Origin of the sequence: Aquirufa sp., assembly GCF_044377215.1 — a bacterium.
Taxonomy (GTDB): domain Bacteria; phylum Bacteroidota; class Bacteroidia; order Cytophagales; family Spirosomataceae; genus Aquirufa.
This window is the reverse complement of record NZ_JBILJM010000001.1, coordinates 165,636-184,821: the sequence shown is the minus strand read 5'-3', so window position 1 is coordinate 184,821 and position 19,186 is coordinate 165,636. Positions and strand designations below refer to the sequence as shown.

Genomic DNA, 19,186 nt, shown 5'->3' with positions numbered 1-19,186 from the left:
CTCTGCTTTTTTCTATACCCTGTGAAACACCGCATACTTCTTTTTGACACCATTTTGGACGGGCACCACCCGGATTATTTGCTGTATGCCGTCGAATACTTTAGCGGTCGGCAGGATGTCGAGATCGTGGTCGTATCTGGGGAGAAATTCCGCACGGATGTGGAGTCGCGCCGCATCGCCGACCAGCTTGTGTGGGGTTCGAATGTGATATTTGCCGGGATCCCGATGGATCAAATCACACGCCTGCACGCGATGAATATTTACCGCCGCTCGTTTGTGGAATGGAATTTAATGTTGGACTATGCTTCTGCGCATCAAGCCACACATGCCCTATTTATGTATTTCGATTATTTTCCATTAGCTGCTTGGCTCGGAAAGCGCAGTCCCATACCTGTTTCTGGGATCAGTTTCCGGACTGACTTTTTTGAGGACGCTACTGGTTTTTATCCTTTGCTAAAAAAATGGCTATTAGGCCGCGCCCTTCAATCCGGCCAAATCCACAGTCTCTTTTGCCTCGTTCAATCCTTGGTTCCTACAATCCGTTCGATCGCGGGTCCTGCGCGCGTTGAGCCTTTGAGCGATCCGATTAAATCGTATGCGATTTCTTTTGATGTGCGTGAGGCATTTCGGGTGAAGCATGGTATACCTTCGGATAAAAAGGTGTATTTGAATTTTGGGTTTTTGGATGAGCGCAAGGGAATAGAGGTGTTTTTAAAGGCTTGTGGTCAATTGCCACCTTCGGAGCATGCGCATATGTGTTTGGTGTTAGCTGGCCCGATTGCCCCGGAATATTTACCGCAGATTCAAGCGGCGATTGCACGCGTTCCTTCGCTTCAAGTGATCACGTTATTTGGATACTTGCCGGCGCAAGAGGTGCAGATTTGTTTCGAATTGGCGGATGTGGTGCTGATGTTATATCAAGGACATACGGGCATGAGTTCGGTTCTTGTGCGTGGTGCGATGGCGGGGAAGGCGATGTTGGGAACTGAGCTCGGGGTGATTGGCGAACTGATTCGTGCGCGTGGTTTGGGTCGCGTGGTTGATGCGACGGATTCGTTGGCCGTGGGGAATGTGCTGCAATTGATTCAAACAGAAGGATTGCAGGTGGATGCGGAGGCGTGCCAAAAAGTCGCTGCGGAAAATTCCATTCAGACCTTTGGGGATACTATAGCGCGATGTATTGAATCTTAGTGCGCAGATTTTTTAATAATGATTTGGTCCGTTCAGGACGGGCATCGGTAATGAAAACCTGCCCAAAATGGTCTTCAGCCATCATTTCAATCAATCGCTGAATCCGGCGGTCATCTAGTTTATCAAAAATATCATCTAATAATAGGAGCGGTTTTCGTGGTTTAGCTGCAGTCAGCGCGTCGAATTGTGCGAGCTTGAGGGCTACAACAAAGCTTTTTGTTTGGCCTTGTGAACCGTATTTTTTGAGCGGAAACTCGTTAATATCAAAGTCAAAATCATCGCGGTGTATTCCGACAGTGGTCCGTTGGGCCGCCAAATCCTGCCTTTCTGAATTTAGCAATGCCTCATCTAATTTTCCTGCTTCAAACGTGGAGATGAGTCTTATTGTCACCTGCTCTCGATCGTCGGAAAGCGTGGCGTAATGCGCTTGGAATCTAGGTAAGAAATCTGCTAAAAAAATAATCCGTGCTTGGTTGATGGCTTCGCCTAGAATCACGAGTGGCTCGTGGTAGCTGGCCAACATCACCGAATCGATTTGGCCGGAATCAGCGAATTGTTTGAGTAGACTGTTGCGCTGCTGGACGATGCGATTATACCTAATTAAATTCTCTAGAAAGGTGCGGTCGAGTTGCGCCATGACGCCATCAAAAAATCTCCTTCGGGTATCACTCGAGTCACGAACTAAGTCCGTATCATGTGGGTCCATCAGTACAATGGGGAAATTTCCGATGTGATCGGCGAGGCGCGTATAAGGTTTTTGATCGCGAAGCAGGCTTTTCTTTTGACCTTTCTGAACGGCGCAGGTGATTTGCGTTTCAGATTCGGGGATGTGTTCGGCTTTTTGAAAGATGAAAGAACCTTGAACCATGAAAAAGGAATCGCCATGGCGGATGCAAAGGGGATCGGCTACGCCGCGGGCGCTTTTGGTTAGGGAAAGAAAATGAATCGCGTCGAGCAGGTTGGTTTTTCCGATTCCGTTTTCGCCTACGATGCAATTGATATTTGAAATGAATTCAAATTGCGCTTCTTCGTAAGACTTAAACTGTTTGACCTGTAACGATTTTAGGTACATAGGGCGAATCCGAATGGCGGAAAGCTGTAAAAATAAAGAATAATACGCGATTTTTTGGCTGCGTGGCGCTTTTGTTTTAATTTCGCATCGATTTTAAATACAATCAATAAGATGGCGAAGAAAGAAACGCAAGCACTAAAGTATTCCAAAGAGACCTACATGTACTGGTATGAGTCGATGCAATTGCAACGCAAGTTCGAAGAGAAATGCGGTCAGTTGTACGGGATGCAAAAAATCAAAGGTTTTTGTCACTTATATATCGGACAAGAAGCGTGTTCATCAGGTGCAAAATCTGCTTTGATTGAGGGCGATAAATACATCACTGCCTACCGTGACCACGGCATTCCTTTGGCATTAGGTACATCACCTAACGCAATCATGGCCGAGTTATATGGTAAGATTACAGGTGCTTCCAAGGGCAAAGGTGGTTCAATGCACATTTTCGATAAGGAAGTTGGTTTTGTAGGTGGTCATGGAATCGTAGGTGCGCAGATTCCGTTAGGAGCGGGTTTGGCATTTGCTGAAAAATATAAGAAAACTGGTAATGTTTCGATCACCTACTTCGGTGATGGTGCCGTGCGTCAAGGTGCTTTGCACGAGGCCTTTAACATGGCGATGACATGGAAATTGCCTGCGATATTTGTCGTAGAAAACAACGGTTACGCGATGGGAACGTCAGTAGCGCGTACGTCCAATGTGACGGAATTATATACCATCGGTGAGGCATACGATATGCCGTCTGAGCCGGTAGATGCCATGGATGTGGAGGCGGTTCACGAGGCAGTATCTCGTGCTGCGGCACGTGCACGTGCCGGTGAAGGTCCTACATTTTTAGAGTTTAGAACGTATCGTTACCGGGGTCACTCGATGTCGGATCCACAAAAATACCGTTCGAAAGAAGAGGTTGAAACCTACAAGGATCGTGATCCAATCGAGCAAGTGAAGGCCCGTATTTTGGAAAATGGGTTAGCAACGCAAGCAGATTTAGATGCGATCGATGCGAAGATTAAGATTCAAGTACAGGAGTCGGTGGATTTTGCGGAGGCATCTCCATTCCCTACGCCGGATGAGGCGTACAAAGATGTGTATATGCAAGAAGATTACCCATTCGTTGTGGAGTAAGATTTAATTGTTTTTTTAAGAAACCCTAGGTCAGTCGCCTAGGGTTTTTTTGTAAATTTGCCTCTTATGAAAATAGAAATCTGGAGTGATATTATGTGTCCGTTTTGTTATATCGGCAAGCGGCATTTGGAGCAGGCGCTTTTGGCATTTGAGGGGCGTGATGCGGTTGAAATATCATGGAAAAGTTACCAGTTGGACCCTGAAATTCCGATGGATTTTGATTCTCCTGTGGGCGTTTATGAATATTTAGCGGAGCGGAAGGGCTGGTCGATGGAGCAGTCGGTGCAAATGCATGATCGTGTGGTAGCGATGGCTGCTGCGGTGGGGTTGGATTTTCAGTTTGACAAGGCGGTTGTCGCTAATTCATTGTATGCACATCGGGTGATTCAATTAGCCAAAGAAAAAGGATTAGATAACGAAATAGAAGAGGTGTTTTTTAAGGCCTATTTTACGGAGGGTCGAGATTTGGCTTCGGTTGATGAGCTTGTTTCGCTGGGAGTATCGGTTGGGTTGCAGGCTGCGGATGTACGTGCAGCGATTGCAAGTGAGGAGCTAGCGTATCGGGTCAGTCAAGATATTCAAGAAGGAGTCAATTTAGGGGTTCGTGGAGTGCCATTTTTCGTGTTTGATCGAAAATTTGGCATATCTGGCGCGGAACCTGTTCAAGTATTTATAGACACATTAAACCAAACATTACATGATGCAAGTTAAAGGGTATGGCGCTACGAGCGCGGAGGCACTGGTGGCGCCGATTACATTTGAACGTCGCGAGGTTGGACCGCATGATGTAAAGATTGATATTATGTATTGTGGGGTTTGCCATTCGGATATTCACATGGTGCGTAGTGAGTGGGGGCCGTCGATTTATCCGATTGTTCCGGGGCATGAAATTGTGGGGAAAGTTGTGGAGGTTGGTTCGCATGTAACGAAGTTTAAAGTAGGCCAAACAGCGGGAGTCGGCGTTTTCGTTGATTCTTGTCGGACTTGTCCATCGTGTGAAAAGGGTCAGGAGCAGTATTGCGATGAGGACATGACGGCGACGTATAATGATTTTTATCGGGATGGAAAGACCCAGACTTTTGGGGGGTATTCGGCCAATTATGTGGTAGATGAGCATTATGCCTTGCATGTCAATTTTGAAGAAGCGGATTTAGCGCGTGTGGCTCCATTGTTATGTGCGGGCATCACGACGTATTCGCCTTTACGATTTGCAGGTGTGGGTAAGGGTCATAAAGTGGCTGTTTTAGGGCTAGGTGGCTTGGGACACATGGCGGTAAAATTTGCGGCTTCTTTTGGGGCGGAGGTTACGATGTTGTCGACTTCGCCGTCGAAGGAGGCGGATGCACGGGCTTTGGGAGCGCATCATTTTGCTTTATCTACTGATCCTGCGCAAATGAAGGCGCTGGCGGGGTCCTTTGATTTTATCTTAAATACGGTCGCTGCGAAGCATGATTTAAATAAGTTTCTTGATTTATTAACGGTGGAAGGCAAGATGTTGTTGGTGGGAATTCCGCCGGAGGACAATGCGTTTGGGGCGGCGAAATTGATTTCGAAGCGTCGGAGTATTATCGGTTCGATGATTGGTGGTATAGCGGAGACACAGGAAATGTTGGATTACTGCGCGGAGCATGGTATTTTATCTGATGTGGAGATGATATCGATGGTGGATGTGAATGCGGCGTATGAGCGGGTGATTCATTCGGATGTGAAGTATCGTTTCGTAATAGATATGAAGACCTTGTAAATTATCAGGATACTTATAGGGATTTTTCGGAGCTTGCGGTAGACGCTGCCGGGGTTGAAGACCCCGGCAGCGTCACTTTTTCGCTCAACAAGTCGTAGACGAAAATTAGTATTTGGTCTAAAAATGGACTGACTTGAATCTTGAAATTCTAGTTTTGGGCTTTCTCATTTTAAATGCCTAGTATGAATCCGATAACAAGTTCTTTGGCAGCTGTTCTTGCTGCTGTTCCAAACGCAAATGCTACCGCTTCCGGTGTTTTGTCTACTCAATTAGAAAATATTCTAGGGACTTCGCTCGATATGAAAATTGCGGCTCAGACGTTTGAGATGGCCGAAAAGGCGGAGGCGCAAGTTTTAGCGGAAATCAGTCGGCTCCAACAAATTTTAGGTAGCGCGGGATCGCACAATGAATTTGCGCTTTGGATGGCTAGTTCAAAAGGCGAGGTTATAGCTGTATCTGCGGAGATATCTGAGGTATTGAATTTGTTTGATGATTGGAATGCGAAAACGGATGGAGCCATTAATGCGGCTTCGGAGGAAATTGCGCGTCATTGGAAAGAAGGAAAAGTAGATGTGAATGAGGCACATTGGACTTTAGGTGAGGGGACGGCGACGCGTTTGACAGATGCTGAATTACGTTTACACACATTTACGAAGGGCTATGTGATGGAAAAAGCTGCAGCTGTGGCTATGGCTTCTCCAGGTGTACATGGTCTTGTGTTGAACGTAGGAGGTGATATATTGGTAAAAGGAGATTGGACGGAACCGGTTCGCGTGAGTGATCCACATTTGGATGCGGAAAATGGCGCTTCGCTTGGAGTTGTTTCTTTGGAGAATAAATCAATTGCAACGAGTGGAAATTACCGTCGGGGAGAGGCATTCGATGGCCAATGGATTTCACATATCATGGATCCGCGAACAGGAATGCCAGCTCAAGAAATTGTTTCGGCAACGGTTATTCATGCAAACGCGGTGACGGCGGGAGCTTTGGCAACGGCATTTAATGTGTTGTCAGTTGCTGAGTCGTCAGCTTTAGCCACAAATTATCAAGATCTTGAATATTTAATTGTCACCAAAAATGGCGAAAAGATAGCGAGTGAATCATGGTCTGGTGTCCGCTCCGAGGTTGCGACATCTATTTCATTGGTTAATTTGAAGGAGAAATTATGGGCAGCAAATCAAGAATTATTGATCAATATTCAAGTAGCGGATTTGGGAGGGGGAGCGCGCCGACCGTACGTCGCGGTGTGGGTAGAAGATGCGAATCATAAGCCGGTGCGTCGATTGGCACTTTGGTACAGAAAACCGCGCTGGCTACCGGATTTACGTTCGTTCTCTGAAGCGCAACGAGAGTCACCAATTGACTTAATGTCCATTACATCGGCCACGCGTTCAGCGGGAAATTACTCGTTGGTGTGGGATGGGAAAAACGATCAGGGCCAATTTGTCGAGCAAGGAAATTATACGATTTACATCGAAGCGGCACGTGAGCACGGTTCATATCAGTTGATGAAACAGCCCATGAAATTTGATGGTAAAGCCAAAACGCAAGCCATCGCTGGCAACGAGGAGCTGTCTGCAGCCAGTTTAGTTTATCGAACCAAATAAATATGAAAAGAACAGTTGCCGAATGGTCGAGGTGGTTGCACATCTATTTGTCCATGTTCAGTTTTGTTATTGTGCTGTTTTTCTCAGTGACGGGATTGACGCTCAATCACTTGGATTGGTTTCCAGAGAAGGAGGTTTTGAATGAATTGGATGGGCGTTTAAATCCTGCTTGGGTAAATGCTACGGATACGGCCAAGGTAAAAAAGCTGGAAATTGTCGAATTTTTGCGGGCTTCGCATCAGGTAAAGGGCCAACTAAATGATTTCCGGATAGATGAATCAGAATTTTCTATTTCTTTTCAAGGCCCAGGATATACGGCGGATGTTTTTGTGGATCGAACGAAAGGAAGCTATCATTTATCAGAGCGATCGCTTGGCGTTATAGCTTGGGCAAATGATTTACACAAAGGTCGAGATACGGGTCAGGGCTGGAAGTGGGTGATTGATTTTTCGGCTATTTTTATGACGGTAATTTCGATTACGGGCTTGATTCTTTTGTTATTTATAAAGAAAAAACGAGCCAATGGGTTGCTTTGGCTCGTTTTAGGAATTGGGGCGATCGCCTTGTTTTATTTTATTTAGTCTCGTTTCGGACGAGGTTTCATTTTAAGGCTGTCGGCCGGATACGTTGCTTTTAACGTGTCCATCTGCGCTTTTGCCCAAGCGATTAATTGCCCTCTTTCTTCTTCACTTAAATTTGCCTTCGAGTGTAACCCCAAATAAGTATACGAGGGCATCGGCATTTCGCCTTCTTCCACGGTCTCGATGACTTCTTCTAATTTATGGTTTTGAACAGCGATAGGTAATTTCAAAAAGGTAGAAAAGTTCAAGTGCTCTTTGCCTTCTTCGATGTGATGATTTAGCCAAAAGCCAACCGGTTGAATATTTGAATACCAAGGATAGGTTGATTGATTTGAATGGCAGTCGGTGCATGCATTCGTCAAAATAGTATTCACATGATCTGGGATGAGGTATTTTTTCGAAATTGCGTAGGTGTTGTCGTTGCTCGTATTCCTTTCTGGATGGATGAACTGAATGATAATGAGTAGTCCGATAAGGCTTAGTGCGATTTTTTTCATAGGGTTAACATGTTTAAGGCTTCAATTTATCATGTTTTTGATAAAATGAGGTGCGGTTTGTGAAATATCATACAAATTTTTCATTTGCGATATACGCTGCCGGGGTATGAGATCCCTGTAGCGGATTTTAAAAGGGGATATCATGTTTTATTTTGGCAAATAAGATACACGTCAGGTGTGTCTTTATGGCGAAAAACATGGGTGCAGTTTATCAGTTTAAGCATAAAGCAGGTATAATTTATGCCCATATAGCCTAATAGAGGCCGATTTTTCCCTGCAAATTGTATCTATCAAGAAACTTATCAAAAAACCCTTTAATTTAGACGCTGCCGGGGTCGCAGACCCCGGCAGCGTCAACCCAAACGAAATTTTTATGAAAAATCTCACCCATCTTCCATATTTTATTTTTATCATTGAGAACAATTACCCCTTTAATCTTATGCTTGAATCATTAACCCATTATTTTGATACAATACCCAGCTCACACAGAGCCCTTATTTTAGCCGGCGGAATCGCTTTTTTCTGGATTATCGAAGGGATTATCCCCCTATTCCAGTTCAAATACGTCAAATGGAAACATGCGAAAATTAACCTATTATTCACCCTTACCACCGTCATCATCAATTTCGCTTTCGCTTTCGCCCTAGTTAAGGCGAGTGATTGGGCTGTGGAAAATCAGTTTGGCATACTTTACTGGTTCCCAATGCCCTTGTGGCTTTTTGCACTTGTTGGCCTACTTTTATTGGATCTTGTAGGCGCCTACCTGATCCACTTTATTGAGCATAAGGTTAAAGTACTTTGGAAATTTCACATGATTCACCACGCAGACACCATGGTGGATACGACCACAGCAAATCGTCATCATCCCGGAGAAAGTGTGTTTCGAGCCATTTTTGCCATCATCGGTATTTTTGTTTGTGGCGCACCCATGTGGCTTGTTATGGCTTACCAAAGCGCCAGTGCCTTATTATCCCAATTTAATCATGCGAACATCAACTTGCCCACATGGCTAGATCGAGGGATTACCTGGTTGATTGTATCCCCTAATATGCATAAGATTCACCACCACTATGTGCGGCCACAGACCGATACAAATTATGGAAATATCTTTTCGATTTGGGATCGTATTTTTGGTACATACCACGATATGCCTGCCGATCAAATTCAATACGGCCTAGATGTTTTACCGTTAAATAATGATTCTGATTTAAAATTTCAAGTAGGCATCCCGTTTAATAAATCAATCAAGACAGATTGAAAATTCAACATTTGAAGTATTCTTGTTCAGCGGCTATTCAAATTTTAATTGCCACATAAATTGCATACTTTTGTCATCATATTTTCAAATTGGTAAATCTTAGAATGAAAAAAGTAGCGATTATCGGGGCAGGTCCAGCTGGTTTAACTGCGGCCTACTTATTAGGAAAAAGTGGCGTATCAGTTCAAGTTTTTGAAAAGGACCCAACTTATGTAGGCGGAATTTCCCGTACCGAATCATACAAAGGCTACCATTTTGACATCGGTGGGCACCGATTTTTTTCTAAATCACAAGAAGTTGAAGATTTTTGGACAGAAATTTTAGGTGACGAGTTGCTTGAACGTCCCCGTAGTTCTCGGATTTTTTACAATAAAAATTTCTTTTCATACCCACTTGTGGCTATGGAGGCGCTGTTCAAATTAGGCGTTTTCGAAAGCATATTATGTGTTTTGAGTTATTTGCAGTCTAAGGTTTTCCCAATTAAGAATCCTCAAAATTTTGAAGATTGGGTGACTAACCAATTTGGCAAAAGACTTTTCAATATCTTTTTTAAGACCTATACAGAGAAGGTTTGGGGTATTCCTTGTAACCAAATTTCGGCTGATTGGGCAGCGCAACGAATTAAAGGACTTTCTTTAAGCAGTGCCATTTGGAACGCATTATTTGCCAGCCAAAATAAGAAAAAGAAAGGGGACGCTCTAATCAAAACCTTAATCGACTCATTTAGATATCCCAAAACCGGCCCTGGCCGCATGTGGGAAGTATGTGCCGAAAAAAGTATAGCCCTAGGCGTTGAAATTACGATGAACACCGGCGTGCAAAAAATTGAAAAATCCGGAGACACCTGGCAAATACACACGAGCGATGGTAAACAAGTGGGCGATTTCTCTCACGTGTTATCCACTGCGCCCATGCGCGAGTTAATCCCCAATATTTTGCCACTAATGCCAGCCAAATCCCTGGAAGCCGCGCAGAAATTAAACTACCGAGATTTCTTAACAGTAGTGCTCATCTGCCGCGATAAAGATGCTTTCACCGACAACTGGATCTATATTCACGACCCAAGCGTTCAAGTAGGCCGTATCCAAAACTTCAAATCTTGGAGCCCTTTCATGGTTCCAGATCCTTCCATGGCTTGTTATGGCTTAGAATATTTCTGCTTTGAAGGTGACGGTTTATGGGCAAGTTCAAATGAAGATTTGATCGCCTTAGGTAAGAAGGAAATAGCCCAAATTGGCCTGACAGATCCTAGTTCGGTACTAGATGGGTATGTGGTTCGCCAACCGAAAGCTTATCCGGTTTATGACCACGAATACAAAGATCATTTGGCAACGATTCGTGAAGACTTAGAAGCCTATAAAGGTCTTAGTTTGATCGGACGTAACGGCATGCACAAGTACAATAACCAAGATCACAGTATGATGACGGCTATGCTGGCGACAAAAAATATAGTTGCAGGGAAGGAATTGTACAACTTGTGGGATGTGAACGAAGACGCCGAATACCACGAAGGCGGCGATCGCGGGGCTGAAAATAAACTTGTTGGGAGAGCTGTACCTAAAAAGATTTAGACGGCAAGTAGTTTATCAATCGCCAGCAATTCATCTCGGAACTTAGCCGCTAGTGGGAAATCCAACTCGCGCGCAGCAAGCTCCATTTCTTTTTGTACGGCCTCTTTTTGCTTCTTCAATTCCGGCTTAGACAGATACGCTAAAAGCGGATCAGCCGCTTGTAAACGCTCTTTTGGCGTAATTCCATAGGCCTTCATTGGCTTAGCCATCTTATCCGCAATCGACGTTTGCTCCATAATCTCGTCATGACTCCGCCAAATAGTCTTTGGCGTAATTCCATGTTCCGTATTGTACGCACGTTGGCGCTCTCTTCGGCGATTCGTTTCATTAATCGCCTTTTCCATCGACCCTGTCATCCGGTCCGCATACATGACAACTTTTCCATTTTCATTTCGCGCAGCCCGACCAATCGTCTGAATCAATGAGCGTATATCACGTAAAAATCCTTCTTTGTCAGCATCCATGATGGCCACAAACGATACCTCAGGCAAATCAAGCCCTTCACGAAGCAAGTTGACGCCTACTAAAACATCAATCACACCCAATCGCAATTCACGTAAAATCTCTACCCGCTCGAGCGTCTTAATTTCCGAGTGAATGTAACGGCACTTGATTCCCACTCGATCCATGTATTTGGAAAGCTCCTCCGCCATGCGTTTTGTCAGCGTAGTAATCAACGTTCGCTCTTGTTTTTTGATGCGATCATAGACCTCATCCATTAAATCATCTATCTGATTTTTGGTTGGCCTTACATCAATCAACGGATCCAAAAGTCCAGTTGGCCGTATTATTTGCTCAACCACCACACCTTCTGAAAGTTGTAATTCATAATCGGAAGGGGTGGCTGAAACGAAAATCGTTTGGCCTACTAAGTCCTCAAACTCTTGGAATTTTAAAGGCCGATTATCCATCGCGGAAGGTAAACGGAATCCATATTCAACCAAGGCCTCTTTCCGGGAGCGGTCGCCGCCATACATCGCCCGAATTTGGGGCATGGAGGCGTGGCTTTCGTCAACGACCATCAAAAAATCATCTGGGAAAAAGTCGAGTAAGCAAAACGGACGCTGCCCCGGCTTGCGCTGATCAAAATAACGCGAGTAATTTTCAATACCCGAGCAATAACCTAATTCGCGCATCATTTCTAAATCAAACTCAGTTCGTTGCTTGATTCGCTCCGCCTCTTGAAGTCGGCCATCTTTTCCAAAGTAGGAAATCTGATTCACCAAATCTGCCTGAATATCCGAAATCGCATTGTTCAACGTCTCACGTCCCGTGACAAATAAATTGGCCGGGAAAATGGCTACCATTGTTTCCTTCGAAATCTTTTTGCCAGTCCACGGATCAATGCGGTGAATTTCTTCAATCTCATCTCCAAAAAATATGACCCGATACCCAAAATCAGCATAGGCCAAAAAGATATCAACTGTATCGCCTTTGACCCGAAACGTGCCGCGCAAAAACTCGCCTTCCGTACGGGCATACAGAATTTCAACCAAACGAAACAAAAATTGATTTCGAGAAATCGTTTCACCTACACCAATCCGCATGATGGAATTCTTGTATTCATCCGGATTACCCATACCATAAATACATGAAACGGAGGCGATGACAATGACGTCTCGCCGACCAGACATCAGGGCTGCCGTCGTGGCTAAACGTAATTTTTCAATCTCCTGATTAATCGAAAGATCTTTTTCAATGTAGGTACCCGTTGACGCAATGAACGCTTCCGGTTGGTAATAATCGTAATAGGAAATGAAATATTCAACGGCATTTTCTGGAAAGAACGATTTGAATTCGCCGTACAACTGCGCCGCCAGAGTTTTATTATGACTTAAGATAAGGGTGGGACGGTTGACTTGTTGGATCACATTCGCAATCGTAAACGTCTTGCCAGATCCGGTTACCCCCAGCAGTGTTTGGGATTTTTCGTTTTTGTTAATACCATCCACCAATTGCTTAATCGCACTAGGCTGATCGCCAGTAGGCTTATAGGAGGATGATAGTTTAAATTCCATGCATCAAAAGTACATAATCGGTAGGATTTATGGTGTACTTCCACTTAATTTTGGCTACTTAAAATATCTCCATGACGAAATTGATTTCCATTTTTGGTGGTGTGGCATTAGTGGCAACTTTTGCTTGTTCGCAAGCAGAAACTCCAGCCCCTGCGCAGCCATTTGTTCCTACGCCACCTGCCCCTCCTAAGGTGTATACGTTTACGGAAAAGCCAATTTGGGTGGATGAATTTGATATTCCCGGATTGCCAAACGATAAATTTTGGTCGTATGATGTTGGCGGTTCTGGTTGGGGAAATAATGAACTTCAATACTATACGAATGCAGATTTGGACAATGCCCATATTGAAAATGGTGTGCTTACGATTGAAGCGCGCAAGGAACCAACAGGGGCAAGGAGTTATTCTTCAGCCCGGATTGTAACCAAAGGAAAGCAAGATTTTTTATATGGAAAAGTGGAAGTTCGGGCCAAAATCCCAGCGGGCCGTGGAAATTGGCCGGCTATATGGATGTTGGCAAGTCAGTCGGATTACGGGTCGGCTTATTGGCCTGATAATGGGGAAATTGATATTTTAGAGCATGTGGGCTACAATCCGGGGGTCATGCATTTTTCAATTCATACCAAAGCGTTTAACCACGTGATTAATACGCAAAAAACGGCAACGACCCGGATGGATGATTTCGATAAGGAGTTTCATGTCTATACAATGGAGTGGACGCCTCAATATGTCAAGTCCTATATTGATGGAAAATTATATTTTACATTTGAAAATTCGGGGCGAGGTTGGGAAGAGTGGCCGTTTGATAAAAAGCAACATATCTTGTTGAATTTGGCGATTGGGGGAAATTGGGGAGGCCAAAAAGGGGTTGACGATTCTATTTTCCCTAATAAATTTTTAATCGATTATGTCCGCGTATACGGATTAAACCCATAAATATGAGATATCCAATAGCGGCGGAGGCCTTTGATCGATTGTTGTGTATGATGGATGATTTGCGCGAAAAATGTCCATGGGACAAAAAGCAAACCATGGATACGCTGCGCCATTTGACGATTGAAGAGACCTATGAGCTTTCGGATGCGATCATGGAAAATGATCTCACCGAAATCCGCAAGGAGATAGGGGATCTATTTTTACACCTCGTTTTCTACAGCAAAATTGGTTCTGAAAAAGGCGCTTTCGATGTGACCGATGTTTTAAACGGGTTATGCGAAAAATTGATAGGCCGCCATCCGCATATTTATGGGGATGTGGTTGCGGAGACGGAGGAGCAAGTGAAGGCCAATTGGGAAGCGTTGAAATTAAAGGAAGGAAATAAATCTGTTTTGTCAGGGGTTCCGGGATCTCTACCGTCTTTAGTGAAGGCCATGCGCATTCAGGAAAAGGCACGGGGTGCGGGTTTTGATTGGGAAGAAAAAGAGCAAGTTTGGGAGAAGGTGGAAGAGGAGTTGGGGGAGTTTAAGGAGACTTTTGTAGGCAAAGAATTAACGCCAGCTCAAAAGGAGGAGGCGGAAGGGGAATTAGGTGATTTAATTTTCAGTTTGGTGAATTTTGCGCGCTTTATCGATATTAATCCGGATCAGGCAGTTGAACGAACAAATCGAAAATTTATTTATCGTTTTCAGCATTTAGAGCGCCGTGCGGCCGAAATGGGTATGAATTTACAGGATATGACCCTCGCAGAAATGGATGTTCTTTGGAACGAAGCGAAGGTGACGCTGCCGGGGTCTTCAACCCCGGCAGCGTCTACCGGTGAACGCGAAAAATAATTACTTATTGCACAGAAAACTGATAAACTGTTTTCGATGTGTAGGTCTCCCCGGGACGTAGTACCGTCGAAGGAAAGTTAGGCTTATTTGGCGAATCTGGATAATGCTGTGTTTCAAGACAAAACCCAGATCTCTTCGTATAAACAGCGCCATTTTTACCCGTGAGGCGCCCATTTAAATGATTTCCTGTGTAGAATTGAACCCCAGGTTCAGTGGTAAAAACTTCCATAATTCGCCCAGAAATTGGATCTTCAACATGTGCGATTTTGCCATAAGCCCCAGGCGCTTTATCAAACGCATAGCAATGATCATAGCCACTGCCAAAAGCAATTTGCTCATCGGCAGCATTAATATCCAAGCCAATTTTTTTAGGAGAAGTAAAATCAAAAGGACCACCTTTCACCGATTTCACCTCACCTGTGGGGATTAGCACCTTGTCTACTGGGATAAAATGGGGTGCATTAAGTTGGATCACATGATCAAGCACATCGCGTTTAGCATTTCCCGATAAATTAAAATAGGAGTGGTTGCAAATATTTAGAACCGTTGCCCGGTCTGTTTTAGCGCTATAGTCCATCGAAATGGCATTATCTTCGCTCAACGTATATGTTACTTGAATTTCTAAATTACCCGGAAACCCCTCCTCTCCATCCACGGATAAATAACTTAAGGTAATACTGCCCTCTTTTTTACCGATCATTTTCCATACTTTTTTATCGAAACCTTTTAATCCACCATGTAGGTGTTGGCCATTATTTTGCGCCGCAAGTGTATAGCTTTTCCCATCGAGGCTGAATTTTCCTGCAGCGATGCGGTTCCCGTAGCGACCTACTATGGCACCAAAATAGGGCGAATCTTTGATGTAATCGGCCACATTTTCGAATCCGAGTACGACATCTTCCATGACTTCGTTTTTGTCGGGAACAATAATTTTGGTGATGATGGCACCGTAGTTCATGATGTGAACCTCCATCCCCTGCGTATTTTTCAACGTATAGAGCGTAACGGGTTCGTTGGCAGCTGTTTTGCCAAAGGGCTTTTCGGAAAGAAACATGTTGGTTTTGAGTGAGTTAGATTGCGCATTACCCATAAAAAAGGTGCAAGCAAAAATGGCTGTTGCAAGCCAAGAAACTGATTTTTTCATGGTAAACAGGTTATTGAACTTCCAATTTAAAGAATTTGCTTGAAAATAAAATAATTCCCCCTATCTTTGCACCCCAATTTAAAAATTGTTTAACACTTAATTTCAGCACGTTAGCCCAGCGCGTTGATGTATCTAGGGCAAGTACATATGACAAAAGTAAAAAAGGATTTCGACTGGGATTTAGTTGAAGGAAAAGGGTTCGGTGGTAACTATACTTCGGATCAAAAAGCACAAATGGAGGCAGCGATTGAAGCTACTCTAAACTCGGTAACTGAGAAGGAAGTTGTGAAGGGGGTTGTTGTGAGCAAAACAGACCGTGAAGTAATTATCAACATTGGATTCAAATCTGATGGTTTAGTATCTGCATCTGAATTCCGCGATATGCCGGATTTGAAAGCAGGTGACGAAGTAGAAGTGTACATCGAGAACCAAGAAGACGCAAACGGACAATTAACCTTGTCACGTAAGTTAGCTAAGGTAATGAGTGCGTGGACGAACATTGAGAAAGCTTTGGAAGAAGATACAATCATCAATGGTTTCGTAAAGCGTCGTACCAAAGGTGGTTTGATCGTAGATATTTTTGGAATCGAGGCGTTCTTGCCAGGATCTCAAATTGATGTGAAGCCAATTCGTGATTTCGATATTTTTGTTGGCAAAAATATGGAAGTTAAGGTGGTGAAAATCAACCATACAAATGACAACGTAGTTGTATCTCATAAAGTATTGATTGAGAAGGATCTTGAGGCACAACGCCAATTGATTTTGAACAACTTAGATAAAGGTCAAGTATTAGAAGGTGTGATCAAAAACATGACTAATTTCGGTGTGTTCATCGATTTAGGTGGTGTGGATGGTTTATTGCACATTACAGATATCTCGTGGGGACGTATCAATCACCCACAAGAGGTGTTGAAATTAGATCAGAAAATTCAAGTAGTTGTATTAGACTTTGATGAGAACAAGAAGCGTATCTCATTGGGTATGAAGCAATTGCAAGCACATCCATGGGAAGCTTTAGTAGCTGATGTGGAAGTGGGATCTAAGGTAAAGGGTAAAATTGTTAACGTAGCGGATTATGGTGCTTTCTTGGAAGTATTGCCAGGCGTTGAAGGTTTGATCCACGTTTCTGAGATGTCATGGTCTCAGCACTTGCGTAACCCACAAGATTTCTTGAAAGTAGGCGATGAAATGGAAGCAGTTGTGTTGACATTAGATCGTTCTGAGCGCAAGATGTCATTAGGTATCAAGCAATTGACTGAAGATCCTTGGAACAAAACAGATTTGTTGTCTAAATATGCAGTAGGAACGAAGCACAAAGGAACGGTTCGTAACTTAACTAACTTTGGTTTATTCCTTGAGTTAGAAGAGGGAATTGATGGTTTGGTTCACGTTTCTGATTTGTCATGGACAAAGAAAATTAAGCATCCATCTGAATTTGTTAAAGTAGGAGATTCTTTGGATGTTATTGTGATTGAGTTAGACGCGGACAATCGTCGTTTGGCATTAGGTCACAAGCAATTGGAAGAGAATCCATGGGATACATTTGAGAGTGTATTCACCATCGGTTCTACGCACAAGGCAACTGTTATTTCGAAGAGCGATAAGATGGCCACACTTGAGTTACCTTACGGTATCGAAGGATTGTCTCCGTTGAAGCAATTAACGAAAGCAGATGAGTCGGCTGCGGAAATAGGTGAGGCATTGGATTTTGTCGTTACTGAATTCCACAAGGACGAGCGTAAGATTATCTTATCGCACATGCGTACATTCTCAGGTGCGCCAGTTGAAGAAGTAAAAGTAGAGAAGAAGAAAGCTACAAAAACAACAGAGAAGACAGCTACAGCAACTGCGGAGAAGTCGACAATGGGTGATATCGGAGCTTTATCTGCTTTGAAAGAGCAAATGGAAGGCGTTGAGCGTGAGCAAGCGATCAAAAAGTTAGAGAAGAAATCTAAGAAAGCGGAATAGTTTTTCTTAGCGAAATAGTGAAAGGGGATTCGGAAACGAATCCCCTTTTTTGTATCCTGAGCTGGGCCTATAGACTTGCAAAATATCAAGAAAATAATTGCTTTTTTGGTGGTATTTTAACAACTTAGCGCCCTGACATTTCTAGGGTCTTTGGCCTAGTTAAAGTCAATCAAACTAAATCATTAAACAATGGGAAATAATTCACGAAGAAACTTTCTAAAAAAAGCTGGAATAGCTGCTGGAAGCTTTTATATCGTACCGCGTCACGTACTCGGAAAAGGGTATAAAGCTCCTTCTGACAAATTAAATATCATGGGTATCGGAGCTGGCGGTAAAGGCCAAAGCGATATTATGAGTTCATTCAACAAGGGCGCTGAAAATATCGTTGCGCTAGTTGACGTAGACGATCGCCGCGCAGCACAATCGCGGAAGAGTTTTCCCAATGCAAATTATTATAAAGATTTCCGCAAGGCATTAGAGAAAGAGGGCGACAATATTGACGCCGTTATTGTGTCTACGCCAGATCATACGCACACAACCATTGCGATGGAAGCGATGCGTCGCAAAAAGCACGTTTATGTGCAGAAGCCATTAACACACGACATTTATGAAGCGCGTATGATGACTGAGAAAGCCCGTGAAATGAAGGTGGTTACGCAGATGGGTAATCAAGGTTCATCAGGGGACGGCGTTCGGAAGATGACAGAATGGTTCGATGGTGGTGTGATTGGAAAAGTTTCTGAGGTTTTAGTTTGGACAAACCGTCCGGTTTGGCCACAAGGGATTTCATATCCAGCTGCCGGTCATGCGGTACCTGCGGAGTTAGATTGGGATTTATGGTTAGGACCTGCTAAATACCGTGAATTTAATCCTGCGTTTATTCCATTCAAGTGGAGAGGCTGGTGGGATTATGGTACAGGTGCCCTAGGTGATATGGGTTGCCACCTATTAGATCCTCCATTCAAAGTTTTGGGTATCCGTGATGCCTTGAACGTCGAATGTTCGGTAGGTTCCGTATTTTTAAATGACTGGGTTCCTGAGTGGATTCCAGAAGGATGTCCTCCATCATCGATGGTGACATTGAATTATGGTCCTTCCGCAAAAAATAAGTCCAATGTTAAGTTGACCTGGTTCGACGGTGGCCTTCGTGCTCCTCATCCAGCTGGAATTCCAGCAACTGAGATCATCGGAGATTTGGATGGAACTAACGGTGTTATTTTGATTGGAACAAAGGGAATCATGACGTGTGGTACGTATGGTATGTATCCAAAAGTTTTCAAAAATGGTAAGCGTGTGGATGAGGCAGAATTGCCAAAGGCAACATTGCCACGCGTTATTGGCGGAGATGGCGGTCACAATACCCAGTGGGTAGAAGCTTGTAAAGCTGGTTACGGTAACATGGAAGTTAGTTCTCCTTTTGATTATGCAGGTCCGTTTACGGAGTCTGTGTTGATGGGTAACTTGGCTATTCGTTCGTATATGTTGCGTGAAGGCGAAGGCCGTACGGCAAAATATATTGGGCGCCAACAGCTTGAGTGGGATGCTGCGAATATGCGTATCACCAACTTTGAACCTGCGAACCAATTCGTGAAGCGCGAATATCGTGCAGGTTGGACCATGTAATAAGTTTTCACAGGTTAAA

Annotated in this window: 16 protein-coding genes; 12 read left to right on the top strand and 4 right to left on the bottom strand. The window is 43.9% G+C overall.

The genetic code is table 11. The features are described 5' to 3' along the window. Positions 1 to 21 precede the first annotated feature (21 nt). Complete coding sequence (locus tag ACIQ6T_RS00865) at positions 22 to 1,191, top strand: glycosyltransferase (protein WP_395783254.1); 1,170 nt, start codon at positions 22 to 24, stop codon at positions 1,189 to 1,191. On the opposite strand, the gene recF is transcribed toward ACIQ6T_RS00865, so the two are convergent. After that, positions 1,166 to 2,263, bottom strand: a complete 1,098-nt coding sequence (gene recF, locus ACIQ6T_RS00860) for a DNA replication/repair protein RecF (protein WP_395783252.1) — start codon at positions 2,261 to 2,263, stop codon at positions 1,166 to 1,168. The genes ACIQ6T_RS00865 and recF overlap by 26 nt on opposite strands. 111 nt (positions 2,264 to 2,374) lie before the next feature. Here recF and pdhA point away from each other — a divergent pair, with 111 nt between their 5' ends. The 5 genes from pdhA to ACIQ6T_RS00835 all read left to right on the top strand — a co-directional run bounded on the left by pdhA (position 2,375) and on the right by ACIQ6T_RS00835 (position 7,317). Next, the gene (pdhA, locus tag ACIQ6T_RS00855; RefSeq protein WP_395783250.1) at positions 2,375 to 3,385 is read left to right on the top strand and encodes a pyruvate dehydrogenase (acetyl-transferring) E1 component subunit alpha; all 1,011 of its coding nucleotides are present in this window, start codon (positions 2,375 to 2,377) and stop codon (positions 3,383 to 3,385) included. 66 nt (positions 3,386 to 3,451) lie between these two features. Further along, entirely contained in the window at positions 3,452 to 4,096 is a 645-nt protein-coding gene (locus ACIQ6T_RS00850) for a DsbA family oxidoreductase (protein ID WP_395783248.1), read from the top strand. After that, the gene (locus ACIQ6T_RS00845) at positions 4,083 to 5,129 is read left to right on the top strand and encodes an NAD(P)-dependent alcohol dehydrogenase (RefSeq protein WP_395783246.1); all 1,047 of its coding nucleotides are present in this window, start codon (positions 4,083 to 4,085) and stop codon (positions 5,127 to 5,129) included. Before ACIQ6T_RS00850 ends, ACIQ6T_RS00845 begins: the two co-directional genes overlap by 14 nt. Positions 5,130 to 5,311: 182 nt before the next feature. After that, positions 5,312 to 6,736: a DUF2271 domain-containing protein gene (locus ACIQ6T_RS00840; protein ID WP_395783244.1), complete on the top strand. Its 1,425-nt coding sequence runs from the start codon at positions 5,312 to 5,314 to the stop codon at positions 6,734 to 6,736. Between the two features lie 2 nt (positions 6,737 to 6,738). Then, positions 6,739 to 7,317 carry a PepSY-associated TM helix domain-containing protein gene (locus ACIQ6T_RS00835; RefSeq protein ID WP_395783242.1) on the top strand — a complete coding sequence of 193 codons (579 nt, stop codon included), beginning with the start codon at positions 6,739 to 6,741 and terminating at the stop codon, positions 7,315 to 7,317. On the opposite strand, the gene ACIQ6T_RS00830 is transcribed toward ACIQ6T_RS00835, so the two are convergent. After that, positions 7,314 to 7,814 (bottom strand): heme-binding domain-containing protein, encoded by a 501-nt coding sequence (locus ACIQ6T_RS00830; protein WP_395783240.1) that lies wholly within the window; start codon positions 7,812 to 7,814, stop codon positions 7,314 to 7,316. The two genes, ACIQ6T_RS00835 and ACIQ6T_RS00830, sit on opposite strands and share 4 nt — an antisense overlap. A 439-nt stretch (positions 7,815 to 8,253) precedes the next feature. Between ACIQ6T_RS00830 and ACIQ6T_RS00825 the strand changes: the two genes are divergently transcribed. Both ACIQ6T_RS00825 and ACIQ6T_RS00820 read left to right on the top strand, forming a co-directional pair. Beyond that, the gene (locus ACIQ6T_RS00825) at positions 8,254 to 9,072 is read left to right on the top strand and encodes a sterol desaturase family protein (protein ID WP_395783238.1); all 819 of its coding nucleotides are present in this window, start codon (positions 8,254 to 8,256) and stop codon (positions 9,070 to 9,072) included. An 89-nt stretch (positions 9,073 to 9,161) separates the two neighbouring features. Beyond that, complete coding sequence (locus tag ACIQ6T_RS00820; protein ID WP_395783236.1) at positions 9,162 to 10,643, top strand: NAD(P)/FAD-dependent oxidoreductase; 1,482 nt, start codon at positions 9,162 to 9,164, stop codon at positions 10,641 to 10,643. Here ACIQ6T_RS00820 and uvrB read toward each other — a convergent pair. Beyond that, a complete protein-coding gene (gene uvrB / locus ACIQ6T_RS00815; protein ID WP_395783234.1) occupies positions 10,640 to 12,661 on the bottom strand; it encodes an excinuclease ABC subunit UvrB in 2,022 nt (673 codons plus the stop codon). The genes ACIQ6T_RS00820 and uvrB overlap by 4 nt on opposite strands. Before the next feature lie 71 nt (positions 12,662 to 12,732). Here uvrB and ACIQ6T_RS00810 point away from each other — a divergent pair, with 71 nt between their 5' ends. Next, positions 12,733 to 13,596 carry a family 16 glycosylhydrolase gene (locus tag ACIQ6T_RS00810; RefSeq protein WP_395783232.1) on the top strand — a complete coding sequence of 288 codons (864 nt, stop codon included), beginning with the start codon at positions 12,733 to 12,735 and terminating at the stop codon, positions 13,594 to 13,596. 2 nt (positions 13,597 to 13,598) lie between these two features. After that, on the top strand, positions 13,599 to 14,432 hold the full coding sequence (gene mazG / locus ACIQ6T_RS00805; RefSeq protein WP_395783230.1) for a nucleoside triphosphate pyrophosphohydrolase: 834 nt from the start codon (positions 13,599 to 13,601) through the stop codon (positions 14,430 to 14,432). A gap of 4 nt (positions 14,433 to 14,436) precedes the next feature. Here mazG and ACIQ6T_RS00800 read toward each other — a convergent pair whose 3' ends face one another. Beyond that, positions 14,437 to 15,576 carry an aldose epimerase family protein gene (locus ACIQ6T_RS00800; protein WP_395783228.1) on the bottom strand — a complete coding sequence of 380 codons (1,140 nt, stop codon included), beginning with the start codon at positions 15,574 to 15,576 and terminating at the stop codon, positions 14,437 to 14,439. Positions 15,577 to 15,723: 147 nt separating this feature from the next. On the opposite strand from ACIQ6T_RS00800, the gene rpsA reads away from it, so the two are divergent. Both rpsA and ACIQ6T_RS00790 read left to right on the top strand, forming a co-directional pair. After that, entirely contained in the window at positions 15,724 to 17,544 is a 1,821-nt protein-coding gene (gene rpsA / locus ACIQ6T_RS00795) for a 30S ribosomal protein S1 (protein WP_395783226.1), read from the top strand. Positions 17,545 to 17,733: 189 nt separating this feature from the next. Next, positions 17,734 to 19,167, top strand: a complete 1,434-nt coding sequence (locus ACIQ6T_RS00790) for a Gfo/Idh/MocA family protein (RefSeq protein WP_395783224.1) — start codon at positions 17,734 to 17,736, stop codon at positions 19,165 to 19,167. The last annotated feature ends 19 nt before the right edge of the window (positions 19,168 to 19,186 follow it).

Coding starts and splice junctions, on each gene's coding strand:
- recF (WP_395783252.1), bottom strand. CDS start 2,263: ATGTACCTAAAATCGTTACAGGTCAAACAGTTTAAGTCTTACGAAGAA.
- pdhA (WP_395783250.1), top strand. CDS start 2,375: ATGGCGAAGAAAGAAACGCAAGCACTAAAGTATTCCAAAGAGACCTAC.
- ACIQ6T_RS00850 (WP_395783248.1), top strand. CDS start 3,452: ATGAAAATAGAAATCTGGAGTGATATTATGTGTCCGTTTTGTTATATC.
- ACIQ6T_RS00845 (WP_395783246.1), top strand. CDS start 4,083: ATGATGCAAGTTAAAGGGTATGGCGCTACGAGCGCGGAGGCACTGGTG.
- ACIQ6T_RS00840 (WP_395783244.1), top strand. CDS start 5,312: ATGAATCCGATAACAAGTTCTTTGGCAGCTGTTCTTGCTGCTGTTCCA.
- ACIQ6T_RS00835 (WP_395783242.1), top strand. CDS start 6,739: ATGAAAAGAACAGTTGCCGAATGGTCGAGGTGGTTGCACATCTATTTG.
- ACIQ6T_RS00830 (WP_395783240.1), bottom strand. CDS start 7,814: ATGAAAAAAATCGCACTAAGCCTTATCGGACTACTCATTATCATTCAG.
- ACIQ6T_RS00825 (WP_395783238.1), top strand. CDS start 8,254: ATGCTTGAATCATTAACCCATTATTTTGATACAATACCCAGCTCACAC.
- uvrB (WP_395783234.1), bottom strand. CDS start 12,661: ATGGAATTTAAACTATCATCCTCCTATAAGCCTACTGGCGATCAGCCT.
- ACIQ6T_RS00810 (WP_395783232.1), top strand. CDS start 12,733: ATGACGAAATTGATTTCCATTTTTGGTGGTGTGGCATTAGTGGCAACT.
- mazG (WP_395783230.1), top strand. CDS start 13,599: ATGAGATATCCAATAGCGGCGGAGGCCTTTGATCGATTGTTGTGTATG.
- ACIQ6T_RS00800 (WP_395783228.1), bottom strand. CDS start 15,576: ATGAAAAAATCAGTTTCTTGGCTTGCAACAGCCATTTTTGCTTGCACC.
- rpsA (WP_395783226.1), top strand. CDS start 15,724: ATGACAAAAGTAAAAAAGGATTTCGACTGGGATTTAGTTGAAGGAAAA.
- ACIQ6T_RS00790 (WP_395783224.1), top strand. CDS start 17,734: ATGGGAAATAATTCACGAAGAAACTTTCTAAAAAAAGCTGGAATAGCT.